We start from the raw sequence: 20322 nt of genomic DNA on the forward strand, positions 1-20322 counted from the left end.
TAACTATACAGTCACTATACACAATACACGTATAGTGCTTGATAAACTATTTCTCATTGGCCCTACATCGTAAATCTCAAAGATACATGTAATGCTACCACACGATCTGTTAAGATCTACGAAGGTTATTTTATGACAATAGCTCCGAACTGCGCTCAATAATTCTTAATACAAAGCGGCAGCATATCTACTATTTTTGTTACTATAACACCGATTTCAACGCGAGAGGGATTGCGCCCAATTGAGCAGATCAGTGTGGGAGACTTTCTATTTTCGAGAGACGTGCAAACTGGCAAGCAAGGACGATGCGCTGGTTAAGGTTGCGCCGCGCTGGAGCAGATTGGTGATCTCATTGCCACCAGTTGAAGCTGGCATGAGCATGGCTCGTTCCGGCAAACCGACGAGACCGACACCCGGCCTTGCCGCTCTAGCGCAGAACAACGCCAATAAACTGTCGCTACCCTGATCGATTTCCTCGGTGACGCTGGCATAAACCATCGAGCCAGCAAACAGCAGGATCAGGCTCTCGAGGACAATCGCGGTACCAAAACATTGCCAAAAACTGGGTGTCGTGCGATTGCCTAAGAAAGAAGCCCCCCCCCCGCAACAACTCTCGTAAATCCAGCCGGTTAGCTCACGGAATCCGGCGTATTGTCGATGAGCCCCCAAAAGCGGAAGCACAAAATTCTATATCGAGGGCATGCTTTGCGAAGGGCAGGCGATGAATTACAACGATAGCTCCGCCCGATTTTGATGGCCAGGATACTGCCGTCGTCGCCGAATATTTCACCCTACCATCCGTACATCGCGTCGATTCAACTCGCCTTGCGCAGAAGCTACGCCGTCCGCTCATCAGGAGGCAGCACACGTGGCAGCAATCAGCCCGACTATTTACACCGGCCCCCTATTGGGCAACGGATCGCAAACCGATTTCCCCTTCACCTTTTCGATCGTGGGCGCGTCCGACATCGCCGTGACGGTCGATGGTATGGCCGTGCCGCGCACTGCTTACTCGGTCACTTTCGCCGCCGCTGGTGGCACAGTGACTTTCGCCACGGCCCCGGCCCACGGCGCACGGGTGTTGCTGCTGTCCAGCCCCGACTATCTTCAAACCAGCGAGTTCGAGAATGAGGGTGCGTACAACCTAGCCACGGTTAACACGATCAATCGTCGCCTGACGGTGCGCGATATCGTGCTGAGAGACGGCGTTGACCGCGCAGTCCAAATGCCGCTGGGTCAAGCTGGCTTTGAACTGCCTAACATCATTAATGCAGAAGCGCTGGTGACGTTGTCCGAACTGGCGGATGAAGTTGTCCAGGTCGCGGCCAATACGGTGCCAATTGGGATCGTGGCGGGTGATTTGAGCGGAACAAATGCCGTTGGAACGGTAGCGGATAAAATTGGATATGTAGTCGCAACCGGCGACCACATCGATGAAGTGATTGATGTTGCCGATCATCTATCCGAAATCGGCGCAATCCATGACAACCTAACGGGTAATAACTCGATAGGATTGGTAGCACTGCAGATCACCAGCATCGAACAAATCAGCGAAAAACTGGTCGCAGTCGATACTGTCGCATCCGACCTAGCACTCGGTGCTGGATCAATCATTTTGGGTACCGAAAAAAGTGCAAAATCCGCCCGGGATTGGGCAAGTAAAAACTTTGGAGAAGTAGACTCCGTAAATTATCCTGGGAAACTATCTGCTTTCCAATACATGCAGCTAACGGCAGATAATTACGGCGCCCTGCCATCAGCTTTGGCGGAAATTACCGCTTCCCAAATTTCATTTCAAGCTACGATTCTTGCTCACATTATTGCGAGCAATTGAGAGGTAAATTATGACAATTGACGAAGCTATTGCAGCACTCAACACCGCATGCACAAATCTATTTAACCAAGTGTCCAATGCAATCGGCACCATGGCCAGCGTGATCGCGTCAGCGACAGCCTCTGCTGGTTCAGCGTCAACCTCTGCAGCTTCGTCGCTGGCCGATCGATTGCTCGCGCAAAATGCCGCAGCATCGGCGGGAGCCAGCGCCAACAACGCGCTGGCGACAACCTCAACCGATCCGCGCTTCAAAATCTGGCGATTGACCGCAACGACTGATTTGGCTTTGTCTGGCCTCCAGATCGTCGATGGCGCGCAGACGATTGCTGGCGATAGAATATTTCTGCCAGTACAAAACACTCGATCGCAGAACGGGATTTACATCGCGGCGGCCGGCGCCCGGAGTCGATCCGCAGACGCAGATGTTGCGAACGAAATCATAAATATGTACGGCTATGCAACGGAAGGCATCAAGAACATCGGTCGGGAATATCGGCTGGTGACAGCGGCTGCCATCACACTTGATGCAACTGAACTTGTATACTTCACCAACGAATTCTCATCTGTCCAACCGTTTGGTAAGAAATCCGGCGTCATAATAATAGTTGGCGACAGCAATAGGAACGGTCGACCAGGTTACTACGGCGGAATGCCGCTAGAGTTGACCGGAGTTCGGCGCCCTCTAGAAGGGTGGACCGTGTACAATATGGGACAGAATGGCTCTCAATTGTCCGGTTGGCGCCACAGTACGCAGATCTCGCCGCGAAACAGGGCCCCGGCCGATTATACAGCCATCGAAAACCCGTACACTGATCTTTATCAGGTATGCGCGGCAAACCCAGACATCATTATAACATCCCTCGGCATTAACGACTATAACAGCCCTGCAAGTCGAGCCACTTCTGGCGCCGCATTTCCGGCAAATCTTGACTGGCAGGTAAGCTTCCTGCTGCAGAACGGCAATGCGACTCTGGTATTAGAGGTACCTCAGCCTTTTGGTGGAATAAACTTCACAGCTGGATCTTTCTCAACTGACTGAGCAGCGGATGCAGGCCCTTTATCTCAGACCGACAATGCAGCAAAGTATTCGAGCATTCTACGTAATTGCTATCTTTCATGGCGCGACCGAAATCCTCGCGTAATTGTTCACGATACGGCAGAAATCTTCAATTCTGGTGTCACGCTTAATCCATCACAGCACCGTTGCGATGACCCGCGCTTTAACTGTTTGGACTTCGACGCCGTGCGTGGACAGGGTTCAGGTAGCATTACCGGAACTACACTTACGATAAATGCAAACCCTGGACATACTGGTTTTGCAGCTGGACAAGCAGTGTTTGGTGCATCTGTGTCCGAGGGAACTTACATTACCGCACTTGGTACGGGAACTGGGGCAGCTGGCACCTATACCGTTAATATCAGCCAATCCGTCGCCAGCCAAACGATCTCAACATATGCTGGAACGATCGATGATTCGCTGCATTTCAGCAACCTCGGCGCGCGTCGAATATTGGAGAGTTTCGCGCATCAGTTCGGATTGGTCGGCCGACGTAAGCTTTCTAGCATTGACGGCTCTGCGGTAGGAAATGATTCGACAGCATATACTCAGATTCTTACTAACGCTCGTTGGTCAGGTTCTTTCTGGAAGCAAGGCGGCGTCAAGAGTGGCGCAAATATGTTACTACAGCTACTCCCGTCTCCCGAGTCTTTATTTCTAAGAGGCAATCCAAAGGATAGATATAGCGAAGCTAGGCAGTCAGCATACGGGGATGCCATCCGTGCCGAAGCTTCATTGCGAATGGCCGACCTTGGCCGCATTCGTCAACTCATCGACCTAAAAGGAGGAGCAATAAAATACTACCAGATTGGTGGGACAGGCACGATTTATACCGCAACATCTATTCAGCTCTCCTCCATCCCGAGTGATCCATTTTACTTTGCTATCCAGCTCAACGGTGTCGATTCTTCAGCTGAGCCAAACGAAGGTGAAGTAGTAGTCTGGATAGAAAATTCCGATGGATTACCTTTTTTCAGCCCGAAACAGCTACTTATTCCCCATTTCGGTCTTTACGGTATGGGCTTCAACGCTCACGCGGCAACATGGACACCAACAGTGTTTAAGTTCGCCCGACCGGGCGTCGGCGATGGCCCAATGTCGGTCGACCTTCATCTCCAAAATCAGCCGGATGGCCGTTTTGTTGAAGTCGGTTCTGTGAGCACGTTAAATAACGGCGACAACAACGGATATCTGGTAGGAACATGGCTGCTACCAAATAGCTTTGTTGAAGCTCCAAGCTTCACACCGAATGCGGCCAATATTGCTGCGGCGGTTGCCGCAGGACTGTTTGGATGGAGCACCGGAGTGTTCCCGCTCAAATCTGGGAACCGTCTCAGAACTCGCAGCTCTGCCGCTTCGGGTACTGGCTCGATTTCTGGCACTACGCTGACCATCACAGCAGCTCCGTCACTTGGCTACCAGTTTTCGGTAGGTCAGACGCTGACCGGCGCAGGCGTCACCGCAGGTACTAAAATTGTCGCGCTGGGGACCGGTGTCGGCGGCTTGGGCGACTACACCGTCAGCACCTCCCAAACTGTCGCCAGCACCACGATCAACGCAACCGGTGTTAGCGTCACTGGTGCAGGCCAAGCAATTTTGAGGGCAAGCTGATGCGAATCAACGAACAAAGGACGCCAATCACTTCAACAAAGGCAGAAGTACCGGAAAAAACGAGAACATGTCTCTCTGCAAGTGGAGATCAATCGATGTGCACTTGTAGCTTATGCCTGTTCAGCCCCTGCCGCCGCAATACCAATACGCACTCCTCAGTTCAGCGCAGGATAGTCCATGCCCACCCTTAACGAGAATAGCCTCATACTGGGCGAAATGCGCGGTCAGCTTCGCGATGTCGTGTACTCAGTGAACAACCTCTCCGCCAAGCTCGATGGGCTGACGCGTGAAGTTGTCGGGTTGGGGCCGCTCGCCTCCGACATCGCCGATCTTAAGGACCGGATTGCGACGCTCGAAGCAGCCAGCAATCGCAGCGAAGGCGCACGGACATTGGGCACGCTGTTGTTGAAATCGCCCGCGATCGGCTGGCTGGTCGGCCTCGCCGCCACGGCCTGGGCAATCCTCTCAGGAAAGGCACATCTATGACACCCGACCAATCAATGCGCCTGCAATCCAACCTCGGCGTTCCGGCCGACGGCGTGATCGGGCGCGGCACGCTGGCGATATTGTTCGCCAGGATGGGCGCCGACCCGGCCCGCGCGGCTGAGCTGGCCCTTGGCGCGAATGTGCATTTCCGCACCTTCGGCATCCTCGACACGCCAATGCGGCTGGCTCACTTCATGGGCCAGTGCGCGCACGAAAGCGCCGGGTTCGTCTATATGGAGGAAATCGCCAGCGGCGCGGCATATGAGGGCCGCGCCGACCTGGGCAACACGCAAGCCGGCGACGGAAAGCGCTTCAAGGGGCGCGGCCCGATACAATTGACCGGCCGTGCCAATTATCGACGCTATGGCCGTGACATCGGGATCGACCTTGAAGGGCATCCCGAAATCGCGGCCGTTCCGTCGATCGGGATGCTGACCGCCTGCAAATACTGGCACGACCAGGGGCTGAATGAGTTGGCCGACGCCGATGATGTGCCGGCGATCACGCGCAGGATCAATGGCGGGGTGAACGGCCTGGCCGATCGCATGGCGCGGACCGCGAAAGCGAAAGGGCTGATCCTGTGACCGACTGGACCGGTATCTTCAAAGGCAGCGGCGGCGAATATGAGGTCAACCGCTTCGTCGGCGGCGTCGGCGTGCTGGCCTATGTCGTCTCCGTGCCCGCGTTTCAGGCATGGAACATGGTCGAGGGCCGGACTTTCGACATCGTCGCCTTCTGCGCCGCCTATCCGACCGGGCTCGGTGTGGCGATCGGCGCGATTGCCGGCGCGGTGGCGATCAAGGACAGGAACGTCGCCCGGGCAAAGACCGAGACGGCGGCGGCGGCAATCGTCCAGGCTGGGGCGGAAGGGCGGACATGATCGCCACGCTGGTCGCATGGCTCGGCGGCATCGTCGGCCCGAAGCTCGCCAGGACCGTGTTGATCCTTGCCGCGGTCATCGCCGCGGTCTCCATCCTGGGTGCGGTAAAATGCTCGTACGACGCCTCACTCGTCGAGCGCCACGACAGCGCCCGCAACGCCGAGATCGCCACACGGGCCCGCGCGGGCGAGGCGCAAGCAGCCGATGAACGCGCGACCGACACTGCCCGCATCCAGAACGAGACACAGGAGGTCACCAATGCCACGCACGCCATCCCTGATCGGGCGGTTAGCGATCGTCAGCACGCTCGCGCTTGCGTCATCCTGCGCCGGCAAGCCCGGCCTGGCGATCCAATACCCCCCGGCTGCTGACGTCCGGATCGAAGCCGAGCCCGTCGCCCCGCCCGCGATCGCAACGTCGGAGGCGGCGTATGAGGATTATAATGAAGCGGTCGCGGCCTGGGGCAAACGCGGCTGGGCACAGCTTGCCCGCATCTGCCGGTATTACAAAGCGGTCGGGATGCCGGTGGCCTGCGAACCCGCGGGCGCGATGGACGCAGGATCGCCATGACCCGCGCCTGACGCCCGGTCCGCCCTAGGGCGCGGACAGGACGTTCGGCGCGTTTCAGGGTACATTCATCCTGCATCACCATGCCGGCAACCGACCAAGCGGCCGCTCCGGCAGCCGAACGTCCGGCCCTGCCGCGCCGCGCCGCCTGGCGGCTAAATCATGGCGCTGAACCGCGCGGCGTTGGATCGAAGCGCCGGCAAACCCCTCTGTGCCCCGATAACCAAAAAAGGGGCTTTCCATGACAATCAATATTCGCACGCGCTTGCTTGCCACCACCACGCTTATCCTGATCGGTACCGCCGCTCCGGCTCTGGCACAGGATGGGCCTCAGAATGCAGTTCAGAACGGGGTTCAGAACGGGGCTCACGAAGGGCCTCAGGCGGGGGTCGTGCAGGATCAGGCCGCACCCGCCATGCAGGACAGCGAGCCCGACCAGGGTCCCGACATCGTCGTGACGGGGTCGATCCTGCGCCAGACCAGCACCGCCACGCCGTCGCCCGTCACCGTCCTGTCGACCGAAACGCTTGACCGACGCGGCATCTCCACCGTGCAGGAGGCGATTCAGCAACTGACGTCGAACAATGGCCCGGCGCTGACCAACTCGTTCACCGCCAATGGCGCCTTTGCCGGCGGGGCATCGGCGGTGTCGTTGCGCGGTCTCTCGACCAGTTCGACGCTGGTGCTGTTCGACGGTCTGCGCGCCGCCTATTTTCCGCTGTCGGATGACGGGACGCGCAACTTCGTCGATCTCAACACCATTCCCGACGACATTGTCGACCGGATCGAAGTGCTGCGCGACGGCGCGTCGTCCAGCTATGGCGCGGATGCCATCGCCGGCGTGGTCAATGTCATCACCAAGCGTCAGTTCAGGGGCGTGTCCGGCCGCGCCGAGGCGGGCATCTCGCAGGACGGCAACGCCGCCAACCAGCGCCTGACCCTGACCGCCGGCATCGGCGACCTCGATGACAAGGGCTTCAACGCTTATATCAGCGGCTTCTATATGCGCAGCGAGGCGGTTTATAACCGCGATGTGCCCAGGCCGTACAGCACGGACGATCAGCGCGGCATCTGCAACGGCGCTGCATGCGGCCCGAACAACATCCTCAACGGGCTCGACAAGAATGGTCAGTTCGGCATTTTCACGCCGACCGTGAGCGATTTTTATGTCACCCCTTTCGATGCGGCGAACGCGAATGCGCTGGGGCGCCCGCAATTGCTCAACCCGGGACGCGGGTGCATCAACGGCCCGGGCCATACGCTGACTGCCGCCGAACTGGCCAATAGCCCCGCCAACCCGACCTTCGCCTGCCAGGAGGACCAGACCTATCGCTATGGGCAGGTGACGCCGGCGCTTGAGCGCTTTGGCGGTTCGGCGCGCTTCACCGCCAAGATCGGCGACAATGCCGAGGCCTATGTCCTGTTCAACTTCCAGCAGAGTTCAAGCGCGTTCACGGGGTTGCCCGCGGTGGTGCGCGCCAATGCCAATGCCGGCATCCTGTATCCGCGCTTTTCGACGTCGGCCGGCGGCGCGGCGAACGCGCCAGGATCCGGTCCGCTGACCTTGCCGGTCTATGTCTGCGCCGCGCGGGTGAACTGCAATGCGGCCAACGGCACGCTCAACCCCAATAACCCGTTCGCCGCGATCGGGCAGGTTGCCCGGCTCTCCGGCCGATTGAGCGATACGCTCAACAGCAACGCGACGCGCAGCAAGGTGTACCGCGTCGCGGCGGGCATCAGCGGCACGATGTTCGGCGACTGGGATTACAAGGTCGACGCGACCGCGATGCACAATGACCTGCGCCGCACCACCAATGGCTATGTCTATATCCAGCATCTGCTCGATGTGATCGCCGATGGCAGCTATAATTTCGTCAATCCGCAGCTCAACAGCCAGGCGGTGCGCGATTATCTGGCGCCGCAGAACGTCACCGATGCGACCTCCGACATGTATCAGGCGCAGGCGACACTGGGCAAAGCGCTGTTCAACCTGCCCGGCGGTCCGCTGCAGCTCGGTCTCGGCGCCTCGATCCGGTACGAGGCGGTCGACGCGCCCAGCGCGAATGACGACTATAATGGCCCGACGCAGCGCTATTTCACGCTCAATGCCTTTGGTACTTCCGGCCACCGTACGGTCTATTCGGCCTTTGCCGAACTGAACGCGCCGATCGTCGAGCAGTTCGAGGTCAATCTGTCCGGCCGCTACGACAAATATTCGAGCGGGCAGAGCACTTTCTCCCCCAAGGTCGGGGCGAAATTCACGCCGATCAAGCAACTCGCCATTCGCGGTACCTATTCGCGCGGGTTCCGTATCCCGAGCTTTGCCGAGGCCAATGCGCTGCCGACCACCGGCTTCGTCCCGCTCCTGCCCTCGGGCCTGCCCAACTCGTTCCTGCAGCAATATGGCGCGGGCTGCACCAACATCAATACGCCCGCCTGCCCGGCCTATCTGACGGCAGCGACCTATGGTCTGACGACATTGGCATCGCCCGATCTGAAGCCGGAAAAATCACGCAGCTTCACTGCCGGCGTGGTGTTCGAACCGATCCGCAACGTGACCATCACGGTCGATTATTATAATATCAAGAAGACGGGGGCGATCACCTCTGCTTCGACCAGCGATGCGATCGCGGCCTATTATGCCGGCCAGCCCATTCCGGCCGGCTTCCAGGTGATTGCCGACGCGCCCTCGCCCGCCTTTCCCAATGCCCGGCCACGCATTGCCTTTGTGCAGTCGCAACTGATCAATTCGGACACGATCCGGTCGGAAGGCATCGACTTCTCGGCATCGGGATCGTTCGACCTCAGCGACAAAATCCGCTTCTCGACCTCGCTCGAGGCAAGCTACATCCTCGACCTCAGCACCAGCTTCCCCGACGGAACGACGCAATCCTATGAAGGGACGCTCGGCAATTTCAACCTGACCGCCGGATCGGGCACACCGAAATGGCGCGGCAGCTGGCAGAACACCTTGAACGTCGACCCCGTCACGCTGACCGCCACCGCGAACTATTTTGGCGGCTATAATTTGTCGGCGGAGGATCAGAAGGGACCGGGAACCTCGGGCAATTGCGGCCTGGCGCCAAACCCGCGCTATGTCCCGTGCGACGTGAAGCGTTACATCACGCTCGATATGGTGGGGAGCGTCAAGGTCAACGATCATTTCTCCTTCTATGTGAACGTCCTGAACCTGTTCGGCACGCTGCCGCCGGTCGATGTCGTGACTTATGGCGCGACGCTGTACAATGCGGTGCAGGGCGGCAACGGCATTCTCGGCCGGCAGTTCCGCGCCGGGGCGAAGTTCAACTTCTGATCGGGAACGTCCGGCGTGTCATTGCGACGCGCCGGGCGACTGTCGAAGCGAAACAGGAAAAGGGGCGAACGTCGGCTGGACGGTCTCCCCTTTCTCCTGCGAAATGATCGCTTCGGAAATGAATGTTCAGGCGGTCCGGGCGCTCTCCGGCTCGTCGCGCTCCAGCAACAGGCTGCGCAGCCGCTTGGCATAAACCCTGCCGGTGGCGATCCGCGTCCCGTCGCGCAGGACCACGTCGCGCCGCCCGGTCGGGGACGCCGCACCTCGGCGATGCGCGATACGCGAACCAGCGCCGCGCGATGCACGCGCACGAACTGCGCCGGGTCGATGCGCGCCTCGAATGCGCGGATCGACAGGCGCAACAAGTGCGAACTGGCGCCGGTGTGCAGCCGGACATAATCATCCTCGCTGCTCACCCAGTCGACCAGGTCGAGCGATACGCGCGTCAGGTTGCCGGTCACCCCACGGATCCACAATTCGGTGTCGTAAGGCGACCGCGCCTTGTCGTGGAATTCAGCGCGCAAGTCGGCGATCACCGCGCGCATTTCCCTGACCTGGCTGACCGAGTCATCGGCGACGATCCGCGCGCGCGCGCGATCGACCGCTTCGCGCAACCGCCCGGCATCGATCGGCTTCAGCACATAATCGACCGCCGACACCTCGAACGCGCGAATCGCGAAATGGTCGAACGCAGTGATGAAGATCACCGCCGGCGTCACGTCCCTGGGCAGCCGGTCGAGGATGTCGAACCCGGTCCCGTCACGCAACCTGATGTCGAGCAGGACGATGTCCGGCCGGCGCTCGATAATCAGTGCCACCGCCGCGTCGCAGCTGTTCGCCGAGCCCACCAGGTGTGCGCCCGGCACGCTGCGCAGCACAATCTCCAGCCGGCTCAGCGCCAGCGGTTCGTCGTCGACGGTGACGATGCTGAACTCGCTCATCGCACAAAGCCGATCGGCAGGGTGATCCGGACCTCGAACAGGGTCGGCCCCGGCGACACTGCCAGGCTTTGTGCCGCACCGTGATGCTCGCTCAGCCGTTCGCGCACATTGGCCAGGCCGATGCCGTCGCCACATACGGCGGCACCCTGTCCATCGCTCCCGGCGGTATTGGCGACTGTGATCGACAACATGTCGCCCTCGTGTCGCGCGGCAATACCGATCCAGGTCGGTGGCAGCGATTTGGCGATGCCGTGCTTGACCGCATTCTCGACCAATGGCTGGAGGATCAGCGCGGGAACCGCGGCGGATTTCAATTCCTCGGGCAAGTCGAAATCCACTGCCAGATCGGGATAGCGCATCTGTTCGATCGCCAGGTAGCGCCGGTGCAGGTCAAATTCCTGCTCGAGCGCGACGTCGATCAACGGATCGATCGACAGGGTGGAGCGGAAAAAGGTCGACAGGCCGGTCAACATCCGTTCGGCGTCATAGGCGCGCCCCTCCAGAATCAGCGCCGAGATCGAATTGAGGCTGTTGAACAGGAAATGCGGATTGATCTGATTGGAGAGCGCGCGAAGCTTGGCGTTGTGCGCCAGGTTGCGCAACTCCGCCGACCGCTGTGCTTCGTCCTTGGCATCGAAATTATACTCGATCGCCAGATAGAGCCCGGTCCAGGCGATGAAGAACCAGGTCCATTGCGACAGAACGTTGGCGGCGACGGCCCAATCGACGATCACCATGCGCATCGATGTGCCGTGCAGATAGGCGTAGCTGAAGAAGCCCAGCCACGCATAAGCTTCCGCCGCGAAGGGTGCCGCTGCGGCGAGCACGAGTGCGCGGGTACGGAACGGGCGATGCGCCAGCCGGCGCAGCAGCCGGTGCAACGCGTAGCACAGCGCGACTCCGACCATCATGACGAACGCCCGCACACCCGCCGCCATCCACTGGCCGGGCTTTCCGTTCAGCAGGTTGCCCAACGTGAAGAGCAGGTAGGTCGATCCCCACATGGCCAGCGTCAGGCCAACCTTGGCGCGAGTCTCCGGCCCGGTCTGCCCACGCCCGCGCCGTTCTGCCGACTCCTCCACATAGAAAGGCTCGCGTCCACGGTCGGTGGGCACGGGCTCGCGCTCATGACCTGGAGTCAGGGCGTCCACGAGGCCGGATGTCGCAAATCATCCCTCCACTGTCGACCGATGCTCACCTCCCTGAAATCGACGGTGTGGCGGAAATGGGTGCGGGCCGGCCGAGATAGCGCGTTGTGATCAACGCCATCGGAATCCCGACGCACACGATATGGGAGAACAGCGCATTGGCAACCGACCAGAGTGTCATTGCCGGATAATGTCCGGTCCAGCGCGTCGGGACCACGATCCAGTACATCACGGCGTAGAGCAGCAGCCCATACACGACGCCGGCCAGCACCGGATTGCTCCTGATCGCCGCGATCCGCGACGCCGCGATGACGAAGACCGAGACCATCACCGCCATGATCGCAAAATGCGTGACCAGCCCGATACCCGCAGCGGCGTTCCCCGCATCCCTCATGCCATCGCCAAACGGCCCCGACGCGACGTAGCGCAGGACCTGCGCCGGTGCCGCTCCCACAAGGCCGGCGAACACGAAGGCGCTGATGATATCCAGCGTTCCGCACACCAGCGTTGCGGCCAGTATCGCCGCGAGCATCTTGTTGGTCATCCCATCCATCCGATCATGTCTATGCGGGCCCGCCCGGCCGGGTCGCACCAGGCCACCGCTGCGGCTGGGCCGGGGCATCTGGCGAGGAGCTTGGGCGTGAACGTACGAAATAGTCGGCCCAACGTCGATCGTCAGTTCGCACGCCTTCGGGTTTCAGGCTGCCGGCCTGCCGATCCAGAGCGACGTCGACCCACTGATATCGGGTTCGACACGCAATCTCAGCCCCCAGCCACGCAGCCGTTCGACCGGATCAGGTGCCCCCGCCGCAGCAAATTTGCGCCGAATCCGGTGGACGGTAACGTCCAGGCAGGCGGACAATGAGCCAACGCCCTGCAAGGCTGCAGTAATCTCTTGCTGATTGGCACGGCCCCGGCGGATCAACAGGCCGATCAATGCCGCCTCGGTCGGAGAAAGGCCGATGGGCACGCCGTGACGCAGGATCTCGACCGAGTGCGCCGTCACCGCCAGAGCGCCGCGTCGGGCGATGACCCAGCCATGCTCGAACACCGGCTGCCAGATCTCACCGCTCGCTAGCGGCGCGCCGATCATACCGGTGGGCAGCCGAGTCGCGGCGTCGCGCTGGTGAAGCATAGGAATCAAAGCGGTTCTCCGACGAAGTGTCAGGGTCACAAAGCCCGGTGCTTCCCGCCAACCCAAGGGCAGAGCGGCTCAGTGCCACTCCAGCGCGGTTCAAGACCGGCGCGCGGCGTTGAACGATCGCTCTCAGCGGGCGAACGTTGTTCACGTCCCGGTAAGCTCAAAGGAGCTGACAGTGACGTCGCGCTGGCCAGGGCCATGGAGGTAGCTCGAACGACACGCTGTTCAAACATGAGGATCCGCAGGCGGAATCTCTCTACGGCACGTCCGACGCGGAGGGGTCGGCGATCACTGCGGTGTCAGGCGTGCCGCTTTCGTCACCACGATCGAAAAGGGTCAGGCAGCGGAGGGTTTTTGCCGGGCTCGACCCGCAAGCATCGGCACACTGCCTCGGAGCGACCCAGGCGGGTGTGAAGACCGCGGCACGCGCTAGCACCTTCGCCGATGTGCTGCACGGGATTGCGACCATCGCTCTCAGCAACCCGGCGATCGGGCAGTTCGGCAAGGACGTCGAGGTCGCCCGCCTGGTTGCCTATTCTTGCCAGCCCCGAAACCGGTTCATCACCGGCGCCGCGCTGACCGTCGCCGTCGGTGGTTGCCGTGCCTGAGACAGGGCGCGCTAGAGACTGATCCCGACCGATCCTTCCTCGACCTGAATCCTGCCCTCGCGCCGCCACCGCTCCACCACCGGCGTAATCGAATCCCGCGCCGGATCATAGAGCGGGACATTCCGGCGCCCGGCCGCCCAGCTCTTGTGCGTCGCATCGCACGTCACAGCATCGTAAGTGAGGTGGACGGTATAGCCGCCCTCCGGGCGCGCCCGTTCGAGCAGTTCGAGCGTCGCCCGATCGGGGTTGCCGTAAGTGCCATCGCCGGAGGCGACATAATGTTCGGCATGGACCTTGCGGAAGAAGTCGGGCGTGTTGTTCCGGATCGACCCGTGATGCGGCAGCTTCAGGATATCTATCTTCAGCGGGCCCTGATCCGGCATCAGCCCGGCACCGCCCAGCCCTTCAAGGATTTGATCGCCCAGCGCGTCGCCGGTCAGCAGGATCTTGCGTTGCCCCCATTGCAGCAGCACGACGATGCTCGACAGATTGGGAATGCTGGTGTCGAGATCGGCAGCGAGGCTCGCCGTGTCTTTCTGCTTCGCTTTCCACGCGCTCCATTCCTTGCGCAGCCGGTCGACGTCCTGCCGCAACGGGCCGACGATGGTTAGCGTCGCATCACCGAGCTGCAGCACCCGCGGCTGTGTCGGCTCGAACATAATGGTGCGCTGGTCGGGTGGATTGCGGCTGACCTCGACCGCTGCAGCCAGTGTGGCCAGCTTGCTCGCCTGACCATAGCTTTGCAGTACCAGACGCGCAGTCCGGTCCTTCATCGCGCCCTCATCGTCGTCGGCGGGCAAGCCCACACCGAGCGCGGCATCGAGGCTGGCCAGAACGGTCGGACCGGACAGCGCCCGCGCGACGCCGCCCTCGCCTTCGCCGATCAGGCTGTCCAGGCTATTGTGGAGCAGCCATTTCGGCTGGCATGGCCGGAGCGTCCGGCCCAGGTCCGCATCCTGGATCTTGCCGAACAGGTCGAGGATACCAAGGATATGATCCTCATCGACATGGCTGACCATCACCACATCGATATTGAGCGGCTTTTCCTGCGGAAACTTCGTTGCTTCGGCGATGAGCCTGCGTTCGAGCGAGGTGCGGAACACGCCTGCGGGGCCACCATCGATCAGCAGCCGGATCGGCCGGTCGCGTCCGGGCAAGGTAATAAACAGGCAATCGCCATAACGGGCCTGCAACGCTTCGAATTCCATCCGCTTCGCTCCTCTGGCCGGTGGTCCCGTTGGTTTTTTGGTAAAGTCGAATTCGGAACTGCGATTTTGCCGTCTCCTGCAACACGACGGCGCACCCTATCGCCATCAGACCGCTTGCAGCGCACGCAACGCATCGACCAATCCCGCTCCCTGGAAATAGCGTTCGCGGCCCAGGTCGGTCGCAGTGTTCATGATCACCGACTTCACGCGCGCTGGGTCGCCGATCATTTCGGGATAGCGCGCCATCAGCAGTGCGGCGACGCCCGACACATGCGGCGCGGCCATGCTCGTGCCATCGAGCCGGCCAAAGCCGAGATTGGGCAGCGGCCCGTCGATCCGCTCGCCGGGTGCGACCACATCGGGCTTGAGCCGCCCGTCGCCGGTAGGTCCGCGCGATGAAAAGAAGCTCACGCCATATTCGTGCGGCCGCTCGCGATGCGTCGCCCCGACCGTGATCACCGATGCGGCGTTGCCCGGGTCGGCGATTGAGACCTGCGCATAGCCCGAATAATCACCCTTGGCGGTGCGATAGGTCTGCGCACCCCAATTGCCCGCTGCCGACACGACGGTTACGCCCGACGCGACGGTCGCTTCGCACGCCATGCACACCGGCGTCCGGCCGCAGGCGAAATTGGCCATGTCATGGACCAAGCCGATCGATAGATTGGCGCCATGCACCGTGACGAAGCGGTTGCGGCGATTGAGCCAACGCACGAATTCCAGCGCAGCGATCACTCCGAATTCGGTATCGCCATTGGTCGATCCGAGCACGCGCAGGTCATACAGCCTGATATTGGGGCACACACCACGATAGACGGTCTTTTCGTCCTCACGCCAGTCGCCGGCGAGCACACCCGCGACATGCGTACCATGGCCGTTCGGCTGGCCGACAGCGGCGGCGGGTAGATCCCCGACCGGCACTTCAATCAATCTGGATAGGCGTTCCCAGTCATAGGGCCGCCCGGCCTGCGCATCGGCGCGCAATTCATCAAGCCAGGCGCGCGCCTCGCTATTGCTCACCAACAGCTTTGTCTCGATCTCCGCCAGCGTCAGATCAAGCTCCCCGGCGCCGAGCAGAGAATCGAACGAAGCAATTTTTCGCAAACTGCTGAAGTCGTACGCCTTATCGACCCGCGTCGCGAAATTCCCCGCGTCATGATCGCGAAAGGCGGGGTGCGCCGCGTCGATTCCTGAATCGACCACCGCCCAGGTTAGCGTGCGGCAATCGACGTCGAACACGCGCTGCGCCGCATCGGCCTTGATCGTTTCGACCGAGACTCCCATCGCATAGACTTGGCGGTTCTGCGCCACGCGCCACACCAATACCTCGTCGAACCGCCCCGGGCGCCCGCGAAACAGGTTCGGATCAAGCCTGATCCCGCGCAGAACCTCCCCATGGCGCCGCAAAGGGATGTCCAGGATCGGCCGGGGAGATCCGTCATCACCCTCCTTTCCGTCATCGATCAGCTGCGCGACCCGCAGCAGTGCCGCGAGCAGGGTCGCGCGCAAATCGGGCGACAATTCATGCCCATACAGGCGGGCATAGCCAAACAGGTCGGCTGCCGTGAGAGCATCGTCGGCCAGCGCGTCGGCAGCGATGTCCTGCGCTCGAGCCGCCAGCACCAGCGTGACGAGCTCCTCGAACCGCGCCGCGATATTCAGGCCGGTCAGCGGCAATATCTGCCCGATGAAATCATCCAGGCTGACCCTGGCGGCGACGGCGCCCTCTAGCGGCGCGATATCTCGCGGCGCGACCGCCGGAAGCTCGGCCAGCGCACGGTACAATGTCTGCGCCACCCGCGCCGCCGGGGTGGTTTCCATCGGCGTTAACAGCAGATCGACCGTGCCCGACCCGATCTGGGCAAAGCGCGCCCACACATCGATCTGGACTGCGCTTTCGTTGAGCAGCCGCGGCCCGCCGCGCCCGCCGAGCAGGATCGCCCTGACCAGGTCTTCCGTGATGATGGCCACTTATGCCCCCGGCTTGCTCCGTGCGGCGATACCGCCCGCGCGGTTGGTTCCGCTCATTCCCGCATCACGGCTGTTCCGCGACATCCCAGGTCGGAAGCATAGCCGAATTTGCCATTGGAGTCCGTGACATTTCGGGCTGGGGCCATATCGGATGCAATTTCTGATGCGCGGATCGGAAAGTATCTCCGTGACCCGCAAGGTCCGCTACCTTCAGCCTGCGCGGGTCCCCTGTAACCTGCAAGCTCGCCGTCCAGCCCCGCTGCATCAAAGCCAATACGGTTCTATTCTATCGAAACTTCCCACACACTCCTTCTCTCGCCTACTTCTTCATTCGCGAGATTTGCGACGCATTACCGAGCGCTGTGGTCAGGCCGTCGAACAGGCCCTTCATCATCGCGCCCTTCGCCTGGGCACGACTGGCAGTGGCTTGGGAGCGATAGTTGGAGGCGCCAACATCGAACCCCTTGGTCCGCTCATTCCCGCCCTTATAGATTTGCGCATAATCCTCCGCGCCGATCATCGCGGTGTCGCGCTGGAGATCTGCTGCGCTGCCAAAGTTCAGGTCGACCCCATTGGCGGCGAGCGTGGCCTGTTGCGCGCCCTTCATCTGCGCCAGTTGGCGGCCCCGCGCCCGTGCCTCCAAATTGGTGTTCAAGATCGAATCCTTCGCCTGCTCATCAGCGATATGCGCATTCTGATCCGCAATCTGCGCCTGATAGCGATATTGCTGCGCCTGACCGATGCCTTGCAGCACCGCACCGCCAGTGGCGACGACCGTCGAGGCGATGGCAAGCGGGACGGCGAATGCGGGCGGGCACATCAGCGGCGTTCCAGCGTGAAGGTGATGAATTCGACCTCGTTGTGCATGACCATTTCCTTTTCGAAGATGCAGCCCATGCGCGCCAAGAAGCGGATCGCGCGGCTGTTCCTGCATGCAACTAGATTAGACAGGCTTGAGGTTGAATCGAGCATCGCCGACAGGAAGAGCGGGCCGAGACGCAGCATGGCGCGCGGCTGGCGATAGATTGCATCGGACCCAAGCATCCACGGTCGCCCTTCTCCGCACAGGGCATTGGTCACAACCAACCCGAACATCGCCTCCGGCCGTTTTTTGACAAATGCGGTCAGGCATAGTGACGAGGTGGTGAGACCGGCGCGCAACGCCTGTTTGGGACTATGACCAAGAGCGAGACATTCGACCCGATCGACCTCCCTCATACGAGTAGCGATCGGGCCGATATGAGTCGGCGACGCGGCGAGGAATTCGATTTCGGGGGAGTGTTCCCTTATCGCTGCCTCATCGGAGGAGGATCCGAGAAAAGTCATTCCGAAACGCTGGGGTCGAGATAGATTGCGCTGATCGTCATCGGCAGTGGATCATCCGACCGCACGATCACCCGCGCACCGCCATTAAGGTCAGGCCGCAAATAAGTTTCGAGTAATCCGGTCCGCAGCGCGTTGGGCTGCCCCGGCATCTCGCGCGTTCGCCCCCGCAGCGGCTCCAGCGTCGTATCGGTCGGCCCCGCCTTTAGCCCGCGGCTATCGATTACGCGGATCACCGCCCTGGCCTGGCTCTGCACCTTGGCGACAGTCCAGCCGCTCTGTCCCTGCACCGCGAGCGGCAAGGTCTCGATCGTCGCCGAATAGGGCAACCCCGCCGTCACCTTGCGCACGGCGAACGGCAGGGTCACCACGCCGCCCGTCACCACCAACCCCGACACGACTTTGCCGTCGGCCAGCGCCGAGATGGTCTTGCCCTCAAGATGGTCGAGATTGCGTAGTATCGCCGCCGGCTCCTCAAACTGATAGGTGACGGCGCTGTCGAGGAAACAGCAATCCTCCACCTCGGCCCAGCGCGTCGCGGCCATCCGCTCAATCAGCAATTTGCCGTTGCGCCGCACGGTCAGATAGAGCCGGTCCTCGGTTCCTTCCGACACCACACATACGCTTTCGACCGATCCGTCGGTCTCGCACAACGTCCAGCCCCAGACCTGCTGTTCCTGTTCCCAGGTGAAACAGAGCAATTTTCCATCGCTGCGCACCGCCCAGATGATCGATCGCGGCTCCTGCGCATAGGCCCAGGCCTTGATGTCAAACCCGCGAAACAGATGCGGCGAGAAGATCGTGACGTCGTTGGAATCGATCGAGTCGGTCTGGAACTGATAGCCGAGCGTGCGCACACCATTGCCCACGCTGGTCTGGTAGAAGCACACGCTGTCCACCACCAGCGGCGACAGGCGCGACGATCCGCGCCCGTTCTGCCGCCGCACGACGAAATCGGTCGCGCTGATATAACCGCTTTGGCCGCCTTCGATCTTGAAGATCGAATCCGAGGTCAGCGCGAGCAGGCTGTTCATCGACACCAACTGGTTGACTGCATTGACGCGCCCCGCAACCAGCGCGAAGGATAGAGAGTCGGATGCCTTCAGCGGGCGCGAGATATCCATATTCTCGAAACTACCCGAGCGAGATCCATAGATCGCATTGGGATGGTTGGCGGTCCGGCCCCACAGCAGCCGCTGGTCGATAAAGGTCACAGTCGAGGGCCAGTCGCCCTTCACCTCGAACGGATTTTGCTTGAGCGGCGGACCGTCAGAATAATCCGGCCCGATATTGTCGTCGGTGAAGCTCTGCGAGGTTGTGGTGCCGATATAGCCATATTCCTGTGTGTTATCAGCCTTGAACACGCGGTAACGCGTCGCGCCGGTCGCGCCGATCCAACTGATCGAGTTGTAGTTGCGCTTCAACGTCAGATCGTTGATCACGGTCACCGGAGTCAGGGATGGCCGGCTCTCCACGCCCGTCACGTCGTTGACCGACGTGACGATATAGGTCGCAGGTTGCGGAAAATAGCTATCACCGCTGACTACCGAATTGCCCGTCACAGGCATGACCGAAAGGCCGGTCGGTGCTGGCAATGTCGGCGTGAAGGCTATATCCGAAAAAGCCCAATTGCTATGTCCCGTGCGCACCAGCTTGTTCGGCTTATGGTCGATATGTGCCAAATACATGGTATCGGCCGACTGCTCGAAATCGATCTCGGCCAGCTCGTTGCCATTATAGGGTGACCCCGTGCGATAGATTCGCGCCACGCTCATGGAATCTGGAAACCCTGTTTGAGATTGTGCGACAACACGCCATTCGAGACATAGGTCTGCGCGTCGCCGACCGTTATGCTCGCGACCAGTGCGTCGCCATCGGGCACACCGATTTCGTCCATCCTCACCCAGCGATCATGCCAGAAGCGATGGCCGGCGGTGGCACGTGGGTGACCCTCGGCACGCCAGACCGGCTCGGTGTGGAATGAGATCGCAGTCACCGGATAATCTCCCCATTCCAGCGTTCGTGCATGTCGCGTACGGACCCGGTCGCCCATATGGATCAGATGCGCCTCCAACTCACGGCCATCAGCCATCAGGATCGTCGTATCGGCGGTGACGCAGAAGCCACCCCGTCCGCCACCGCCGCCGATATTGGGGGGGGGGGGCGGTGGCTCCTATACACAACTCCCAGCCCACGAGAACGGAATAGATATTGTATGACGTCTTTTGCTTTGA

The 20322-nt window shown here is 60.9% G+C and carries 20 protein-coding genes; 9 read left to right on the top strand and 11 right to left on the bottom strand.

Going from position 1 to position 20322, the window contains the following annotated elements; translation table 11 throughout:
• Positions 1–267: 267 nt before the first annotated feature.
• On the bottom strand, positions 268–681 hold the full coding sequence (locus OO12_RS28075; RefSeq protein ID WP_152616449.1) for a hypothetical protein: 414 nt from the start codon (positions 679–681) through the stop codon (positions 268–270).
• A 187-nt stretch (positions 682–868) separates the two neighbouring features.
• On the opposite strand from OO12_RS28075, the gene OO12_RS14820 reads away from it, so the two are divergent.
• The 8 genes from OO12_RS14820 to OO12_RS14845 all read left to right on the top strand — a co-directional run bounded on the left by OO12_RS14820 (position 869) and on the right by OO12_RS14845 (position 9748).
• Entirely contained in the window at positions 869–1834 is a 966-nt protein-coding gene (locus OO12_RS14820; protein WP_152616450.1) for a hypothetical protein, read from the top strand.
• Positions 1835–1844: 10 nt separating this feature from the next.
• A complete protein-coding gene (locus OO12_RS28080) occupies positions 1845–2873 on the top strand; it encodes a hypothetical protein (protein ID WP_152616451.1) in 1029 nt (342 codons plus the stop codon).
• A 189-nt stretch (positions 2874–3062) separates the two neighbouring features.
• On the top strand, positions 3063–4502 hold the full coding sequence (locus tag OO12_RS28085; RefSeq protein WP_152616452.1) for a hypothetical protein: 1440 nt from the start codon (positions 3063–3065) through the stop codon (positions 4500–4502).
• A 177-nt stretch (positions 4503–4679) separates the two neighbouring features.
• The gene (locus tag OO12_RS14825) at positions 4680–4988 is read left to right on the top strand and encodes a hypothetical protein (RefSeq protein ID WP_152616453.1); all 309 of its coding nucleotides are present in this window, start codon (positions 4680–4682) and stop codon (positions 4986–4988) included.
• Between the two features lie 14 nt (positions 4989–5002).
• Positions 5003–5572 (top strand): glycoside hydrolase family 19 protein, encoded by a 570-nt coding sequence (locus tag OO12_RS14830; protein ID WP_235364806.1) that lies wholly within the window; start codon positions 5003–5005, stop codon positions 5570–5572.
• Positions 5569–5868 carry a hypothetical protein gene (locus OO12_RS14835; RefSeq protein WP_034159500.1) on the top strand — a complete coding sequence of 100 codons (300 nt, stop codon included), beginning with the start codon at positions 5569–5571 and terminating at the stop codon, positions 5866–5868. Before OO12_RS14830 ends, OO12_RS14835 begins: the two co-directional genes overlap by 4 nt.
• Complete coding sequence (locus OO12_RS28615) at positions 5865–6239, top strand: hypothetical protein (protein WP_034159501.1); 375 nt, start codon at positions 5865–5867, stop codon at positions 6237–6239. The genes OO12_RS14835 and OO12_RS28615 overlap by 4 nt, the downstream gene beginning before the upstream one ends.
• 437 nt (positions 6240–6676) lie before the next feature.
• The gene (locus tag OO12_RS14845; RefSeq protein WP_034159502.1) at positions 6677–9748 is read left to right on the top strand and encodes a TonB-dependent receptor domain-containing protein; all 3072 of its coding nucleotides are present in this window, start codon (positions 6677–6679) and stop codon (positions 9746–9748) included.
• Here the strand turns inward: OO12_RS14845 and OO12_RS27530 are convergent.
• The 4 genes from OO12_RS27530 to OO12_RS14865 form a co-directional block, all read right to left on the bottom strand.
• A complete protein-coding gene (locus OO12_RS27530; RefSeq protein ID WP_160296818.1) occupies positions 9661–10689 on the bottom strand; it encodes a LytR/AlgR family response regulator transcription factor in 1029 nt (342 codons plus the stop codon). The genes OO12_RS14845 and OO12_RS27530 overlap by 88 nt on opposite strands.
• The gene (locus tag OO12_RS14855) at positions 10686–11804 is read right to left on the bottom strand and encodes a sensor histidine kinase (RefSeq protein ID WP_152616454.1); all 1119 of its coding nucleotides are present in this window, start codon (positions 11802–11804) and stop codon (positions 10686–10688) included. The genes OO12_RS27530 and OO12_RS14855 overlap by 4 nt, the downstream gene beginning before the upstream one ends.
• Before the next feature lie 79 nt (positions 11805–11883).
• Positions 11884–12381, bottom strand: a complete 498-nt coding sequence (locus OO12_RS14860; protein WP_235364807.1) for a hypothetical protein — start codon at positions 12379–12381, stop codon at positions 11884–11886.
• A gap of 153 nt (positions 12382–12534) precedes the next feature.
• A complete protein-coding gene (locus OO12_RS14865) occupies positions 12535–12972 on the bottom strand; it encodes a helix-turn-helix domain-containing protein (RefSeq protein ID WP_034159504.1) in 438 nt (145 codons plus the stop codon).
• A 416-nt stretch (positions 12973–13388) separates the two neighbouring features.
• On the opposite strand from OO12_RS14865, the gene OO12_RS14870 reads away from it, so the two are divergent.
• Positions 13389–13586: a hypothetical protein gene (locus OO12_RS14870; RefSeq protein WP_034159505.1), complete on the top strand. Its 198-nt coding sequence runs from the start codon at positions 13389–13391 to the stop codon at positions 13584–13586.
• A gap of 11 nt (positions 13587–13597) precedes the next feature.
• Here OO12_RS14870 and OO12_RS14875 read toward each other — a convergent pair whose 3' ends face one another.
• The 6 genes from OO12_RS14875 to OO12_RS14900 form a co-directional block, all read right to left on the bottom strand.
• Entirely contained in the window at positions 13598–14794 is a 1197-nt protein-coding gene (locus tag OO12_RS14875) for a ComEC/Rec2 family competence protein (protein WP_052215902.1), read from the bottom strand.
• Positions 14795–14899: 105 nt separating this feature from the next.
• Positions 14900–16765, bottom strand: coding sequence for a S8 family peptidase (locus OO12_RS26945; RefSeq protein WP_052215903.1), 1866 nt, complete (start codon positions 16763–16765; stop codon positions 14900–14902).
• A gap of 319 nt (positions 16766–17084) precedes the next feature.
• Positions 17085–17585 (bottom strand): hypothetical protein, encoded by a 501-nt coding sequence (locus OO12_RS14885; protein ID WP_034159506.1) that lies wholly within the window; start codon positions 17583–17585, stop codon positions 17085–17087.
• Positions 17585–17926, bottom strand: a complete 342-nt coding sequence (locus OO12_RS14890) for a hypothetical protein (RefSeq protein WP_152616456.1) — start codon at positions 17924–17926, stop codon at positions 17585–17587. Before OO12_RS14890 ends, OO12_RS14885 begins: the two co-directional genes overlap by 1 nt.
• Positions 17927–18087: 161 nt before the next feature.
• Complete coding sequence (locus OO12_RS14895) at positions 18088–19863, bottom strand: hypothetical protein (protein ID WP_034159507.1); 1776 nt, start codon at positions 19861–19863, stop codon at positions 18088–18090.
• The gene (locus OO12_RS14900; protein WP_034159508.1) at positions 19860–20180 is read right to left on the bottom strand and encodes a hypothetical protein; all 321 of its coding nucleotides are present in this window, start codon (positions 20178–20180) and stop codon (positions 19860–19862) included. Before OO12_RS14900 ends, OO12_RS14895 begins: the two co-directional genes overlap by 4 nt.
• Between the last annotated feature and the right edge of the window lie 142 nt (positions 20181–20322).

Source organism: Sphingomonas sp. ERG5 (assembly GCF_000803065.1).
GTDB lineage: Bacteria > Pseudomonadota > Alphaproteobacteria > Sphingomonadales > Sphingomonadaceae > Sphingomonas.